Origin of the sequence: Amycolatopsis sp. NPDC059021 (assembly GCF_042739895.1) — a bacterium.
Taxonomy (GTDB): Bacteria; Actinomycetota; Actinomycetes; order Mycobacteriales; family Pseudonocardiaceae; genus Amycolatopsis.
Map to the genome: position 1 here is coordinate 1 of NZ_JBHYIQ010000199.1, position 5,198 is coordinate 5,198.

Annotated in this window: 4 protein-coding genes; 3 read left to right on the plus strand and 1 reads right to left on the minus strand. The window is 70.0% G+C overall.

Annotation, left to right across the window (positions count from 1 at the left end; translation table 11 throughout):
• Positions 1–135: 135 nt before the first annotated feature.
• Positions 136–762 (minus strand): TetR/AcrR family transcriptional regulator, encoded by a 627-nt coding sequence (locus tag ACFWX1_RS47780; protein WP_378329797.1) that lies wholly within the window; start codon positions 760–762, stop codon positions 136–138.
• 246 nt (positions 763–1,008) lie between these two features.
• Here ACFWX1_RS47780 and ACFWX1_RS47785 point away from each other — a divergent pair, with 246 nt between their 5' ends.
• The 3 genes from ACFWX1_RS47785 to moeZ all read left to right on the plus strand — a co-directional run bounded on the left by ACFWX1_RS47785 (position 1,009) and on the right by moeZ (position 4,403).
• Positions 1,009–1,884 (plus strand): alpha/beta fold hydrolase, encoded by an 876-nt coding sequence (locus tag ACFWX1_RS47785; RefSeq protein WP_378396587.1) that lies wholly within the window; start codon positions 1,009–1,011, stop codon positions 1,882–1,884.
• 80 nt (positions 1,885–1,964) lie between these two features.
• Positions 1,965–3,122 carry a DUF3152 domain-containing protein gene (locus ACFWX1_RS47790; RefSeq protein WP_378396586.1) on the plus strand — a complete coding sequence of 386 codons (1,158 nt, stop codon included), beginning with the start codon at positions 1,965–1,967 and terminating at the stop codon, positions 3,120–3,122.
• A 105-nt stretch (positions 3,123–3,227) separates the two neighbouring features.
• Entirely contained in the window at positions 3,228–4,403 is a 1,176-nt protein-coding gene (gene moeZ, locus ACFWX1_RS47795) for an adenylyltransferase/sulfurtransferase MoeZ (protein ID WP_378329800.1), read from the plus strand.
• The last annotated feature ends 795 nt before the right edge of the window (positions 4,404–5,198 follow it).

Consider the following 5,198-nt stretch of genomic DNA (forward strand, 5'->3'; position numbering starts at 1 on the left):
CGCCCGCGCGCCCCCCCCCCGCCCCGCCCAACCACCCACCCCCCCCCCCCCGCAGCGCTCGCGCCGAGCTACCGACCCCCCCTCCCGCCGCTTCGAAAGTCCCCTTCAGCGCGTCTGACGAGAGGAAAGTCCCCTTCAGCTGTCCTTGAGCGGGAAGCCGCCGCCGATGCCGCGCCAGGCGAGGTTCGCGGTCAGGGCAACCGCTTCCTCGCGGCTCATCGACTGGTGGTGCGCGAGCCAGAACCGGGCGCTGACCTGGCTCATCCCGACCAGGCCGACGGCCAGCAGCCGCGCCTTGTCCTCGTCGAGCCCGGCGTCGGCGGTGATGGTCTCGGTGATCGCGTCGACGCTGGCCGACGTCGCCCTGTCCACCGCCTCCTGTACCGCGGGCTCGCCGCGCAGGTCCGATTCGAACACCATGCGGAACGCGCCCGCGTCGCCGTTGACGAAGTCGAAGAAGGCACCGACCGTCGCCGGGACGCGCTGCCGGTTCTCGGTGGTCGAGTCCAGCGCGTCCTTGACCCGGCGGACCAGCTCGTCGACGTGGCTCTCCAGCAGCGCGATGTAGAGATCGAGCTTGCCGGGGAAGTGCTGGTAGAGCACCGGTTTGCTGACCCCGGCCTCCTCGGCGATCTCGTCCATCGCCGCGGCGTGATAGCCGTTCGCGGCGAAGACGCGCTGCGCGGCCGCCAGCAGCTGAGCACGCCGTTCGGTCCGCGGGAGCCGAACGCCTCGTTGCTGCAGTCGCGCCATATCCGTCATGGGGTTCCTCCCGTCCACGCTCTTCGACGGGCGGGTTTGCCACCGCGTGAAGTCTTTCTGAGATTACTCGCCGGTACGTACGACACGCCAAGGGTCAGGCATCCTGGTTTCGTGACCACGTCAGTATCCCGTCCGCGATCTGGCCCCCGGCAGGCACCGAGCACCCGCGCGCCGATCACCCACGTACCGCTGTCGACCCGGCCGCTGCCCTCGCTCGACCCGGTGCCGTCGCCGTGGCCGGGGGCGATGGAGGACGTCGGCGGCACGGACCTGCACGTGCGCCGGACCCCTGGTGCGGACGGCGTTCCCGCCGTCTACGTGCACGGCCTCGGCGGGTCGTCCACCAACTGGACCGATCTGGCCGCGCTGCTCGCCCCTGTCGCCGGGGGCACCGCGCTGGACCTGCCCGGATTCGGTTACTCCGAACCCGCGCCGGACTTCGATTTCAGCCTGCTGTCGCACGCCGACGTCGTCGTGCGGTACCTGGAGGGACTCGGCGGGCCCGTGCACCTGCTGGGCAACTCGATGGGCGGCGCGGTCTCGCTGCTCGTCGCGGCCAGGCGGCCGGAGCTGGTCCGCACGCTGACGCTGATCTCGCCGGCCATGCCGGACCGGCGGCTCGACCCGCGACGGCTGTCGGACCCGTGGATGGCGCTCGCCTACCTGCCGCTGGTCGGCGCCCCCGTGCGGCGCAGGCTGGCCGCGCTGAGCCCTCGTGAACGTGCCGCGCAGGTCATCCGGCTGTGCTTCGCGGATCCGGCCCGGTTTCCCGAAAGCAGGCTCGACGAGCTGGCCGCCGAGCACGGCGCGCGGGCCGGGTTCGCCTGGGCCGCGCCCGCGCTGGCGCGCAGCACCTTCGGCATCTTCCGGGCCTGGTCGGCCGTGGGTGCCGCGTCGCTGTGGGCGGTGGCGCCGACGGTGTCCACACCGACGCTCGTCGTCTGGGGGAACCACGACCGGGTGATCTCCGTGCGGCGCGCGCCGCGTACCGCGCGCTCGATCCCGCACGCTCGGCTACTGGTGCTGCCCCGCACCGGCCATGTCGCGCAGATGGAGCGCCCGAATGTAGTGGCGCGGGCCGTGCTGGGCATGTGGGAGCAGGTCGACGCCGGTTCCTGGTAGCCCATCCGGGTGACGGCCATTCACACTGTCTTCCGCCGGTCGCTCGGCACATCACGATTTGGTTATGGCACTCTGGGGCGGTGGACCGGGTGAAGAGCGACGCTCGAGGCGATGAGCAGCGGACGCAGTACGTCGCGTCGTCGCGTCGTTCCGCCCACGGTACGGGCCGGGGTTCCCCGGTGCCGCCGCGCACCGGCCAGTACCGGCCGACGGCCACCCCGCCACAGCGGGTCGGCGAGGACCGTTACCGACCCGGCGGCCGCCGTACGTCCGCCGAGCCGCTGCGCGCGTCGTGGAAGCCGCAGGCCGAATCCGAGCCGGACGAGCCGCGCAGGAAACCCGTCAAGCGCGGCAAGTTCGGCACGTTCGCGAAGACCTACGGCTGGCGTGTCTACGCGCTGCCGATCCTGGTGGTGATCACCGCGCTCGTGGTGTTCAACACCGCGACCGGGCCCGCCGAGCCGATCGCACAGGAGGGCAGGACCAGCGCGGCCGCGGAAAGCGGGACCGGGTCCGGGCCGAAGAGCGGCACCGCCGTGCTCCCGGAGAACCCGGCCAAACCGGTCAACCTGAACATCCCGACCGCCGAACTGCCCAAGGGCGGCGACTTCACGCAGGCGGGCAAGGGCACCTTCCACGTCGTGCCGGGGTCGGGGCCGAAGATCGGCCAGGGGAAGCTGTACACCTACACCGTCGAGGTCGAGGACGGGATCGACCCGGCGAGCTACGCCGGTGACGACAGCTTCGGCAACGCCGTCCAGGGCATCCTGTCCGATCCGCGCAGCTGGACCTTCGACGGCAAGAAGGCTCTGCAGCGCGTCGACGCGAGCTTCCCGAACCCGACTTTCCGGGTGACGTTGACCACGCCGGAGACCAACCACCGCCCGGACGTCTGCGGCTACTCGATCACCTACGAAACCTCCTGCTACACCGAGAGTTTCCAGCGTCGCGTGGTGATCAACCTGGCGCGCTGGGTCCGCGGCGCGATCGCCTTCGGCGGCGACATGACCGGGTACCGGCAGTACGCGATCAACCACGAGGTCGGGCACGCGCTGGGCGGCGTCCACGTCCCGTGCCCGGTCAACGACGGCCCGGCGCCGGTGATGATGCAGCAGACCCTCGGCGTCGCCGACAACTACGTCGCGCAGCTCAACGACCTCCCCGGCGGCGACCGCAACGCGGTGCCCGCCGACGGCAAGACCTGCAAGCCGAACGCCTGGCCCAGCCCGAACCCGTAGCGGTACGTTCCGTCTCACGATCCGGACTGTGGGAAGTCCGGCTTGCCCTCGCGCGTTGTGGATACTGGGATGCGACAACGCGATCCGCGTGAGATGGAGGACCCGATGTCAGCACTGCCGCCGCTCGTGGAGCCGGCTGCCGAGCTCACCAAGGAAGAGGTGGCTCGCTACAGCCGCCACCTGATCATCCCGGATGTCGGGATGGACGGCCAGAAGCGGCTCAAGAACGCGAAGGTCCTGGTGATCGGCGCGGGCGGCCTGGGCAGCCCGGCGCTGCTGTATCTCGCCGCGGCCGGGGTCGGCACGCTCGGCATCATCGACTTCGACGTCGTCGACGAGTCGAACCTGCAGCGTCAGGTCATCCACGGCCAGTCCGACGTCGGCAAGCTCAAGGCCGCGTCGGCGCAGGAGTCGATCGCCGAGATCAACCCGCTGGTCAAGGTGCACCTGCACACCGAGCGGCTGGAGAGTTCGAACGCACTGGAGATCTTCGGCCGCTACGACCTCATCGTCGACGGCACCGACAACTTCGCCACCCGGTACCTGGTGAACGACGCCGCGGTGCTGCTGGGCAAGCCGTACGTGTGGGGCTCGATCTTCCGGTTCGAGGGCCAGGTCAGCGTGTTCTGGGAGGACGCGCCGAACGGCAAGGGCCTCAACTACCGCGACCTCTACCCCGAGCCGCCGCCTCCCGGCATGGTCCCCTCCTGCGCCGAGGGCGGCGTGCTGGGCGTGCTGTGCGCGTCCATCGGCTCGATCATGGTGACCGAGGCGATCAAGCTCATCACCGGCATCGGCGAGCCGCTGCTCGGGCGGCTGATCAGCTACGACGCGCTGGAGATGAAGTATCGCGAGGTCAAGATCCGCAAGGATCCGGAGACCCCGAAGATCACCGAGCTGATCGACTACGAGGCGTTCTGCGGCGTGGTCTCGGACGAGGCGGCGGAGGCGGCGTCGGGCAGCACCATCACCCCGGCCGAGCTGAAGGCGAAGTTCGACAGCGGCGAGGACTTCGCGCTGATCGACGTCCGCGAGCCGCACGAGTACGAGATCGTGAACATCAAGGGCGCGACGCTGATCCCGAAGGACAAGATCCTTTCCGGGGAGGCGCTCGCGGACCTGCCGCAGGACAAGCCGATCGTGCTGCACTGCAAGTCCGGGGCCCGTTCGGCGGAGGCGCTCGCGGCGCTGCACGCCGCCGGCTTCAAGAGCGCGACCCACCTCGGTGGTGGCGTGCTCGCCTGGGCCCGCCAGATCGACCCGAGCCTGCCGACGTACTGAGGCCCGGCGTTCGAACGCCCCACTGTGGTTTCTCACCAAGGATTCTGGGGCCGTGGGTTGCCGGAGGTGTTGTAGGACGCCTTCGGTGCGTTGGCCCGGGGTGTGACAAGGGCGTCCCTGGGTGCGGTGGATGCACCCAGGGCGTCCCTCGGACTTGCCTGCGCTCGCCGACTCCGTTCGCCCGCACGCGCCCCGGGCCCACCGCATGCCGCGAGGGGGTCCTTCACAGCGCTCAACGCGGTGAAGGAGGCCTTCACCGCACCACCATGCCCCGGGGAAAGCGCCCACCGGCAAAGCCGGGGGTGTTTTCTCGAGGTGGTCGGGTGGCGTCGGTGGCTGGTGGGGCTGGTGGGACGGGCTTGCGGTGGTGTCGGTGTCTCGAAAGCTCCGTTGGGGGACCGTGAACGCCCTGAACGACGCGTTCGGGACAGGGGTCCGGCACTGGAGTGTCGCGGATGGGACATTGACGGCGTTGAACGTCCCCCATGGACCATTCACGACCCTGCTGATCAGGGCGAAAGCCGGCGACAGCCGTCGCCCGGATCGAACGCAACTGACCCCTACTGAGAAAACCTCAATGTGGCCATTGGGTGCGTTGGACGCACCGAACGCCACATTGGGGCGCATGAGCCACGCTGCGGACGGGAGCAAGGGACCTTTACTCCTGTTTGGTTAGCGTTGCTCAGCAAAGAGCAGTAAAGGTCCCTTGCTCTCTTTTCGCAGGTCAGGACGCTCCGTGGGGGGGGGCCCCGCCGGGTCCGCCACACACCCGGGCGGCGCCCCCCCCCCCCCCCC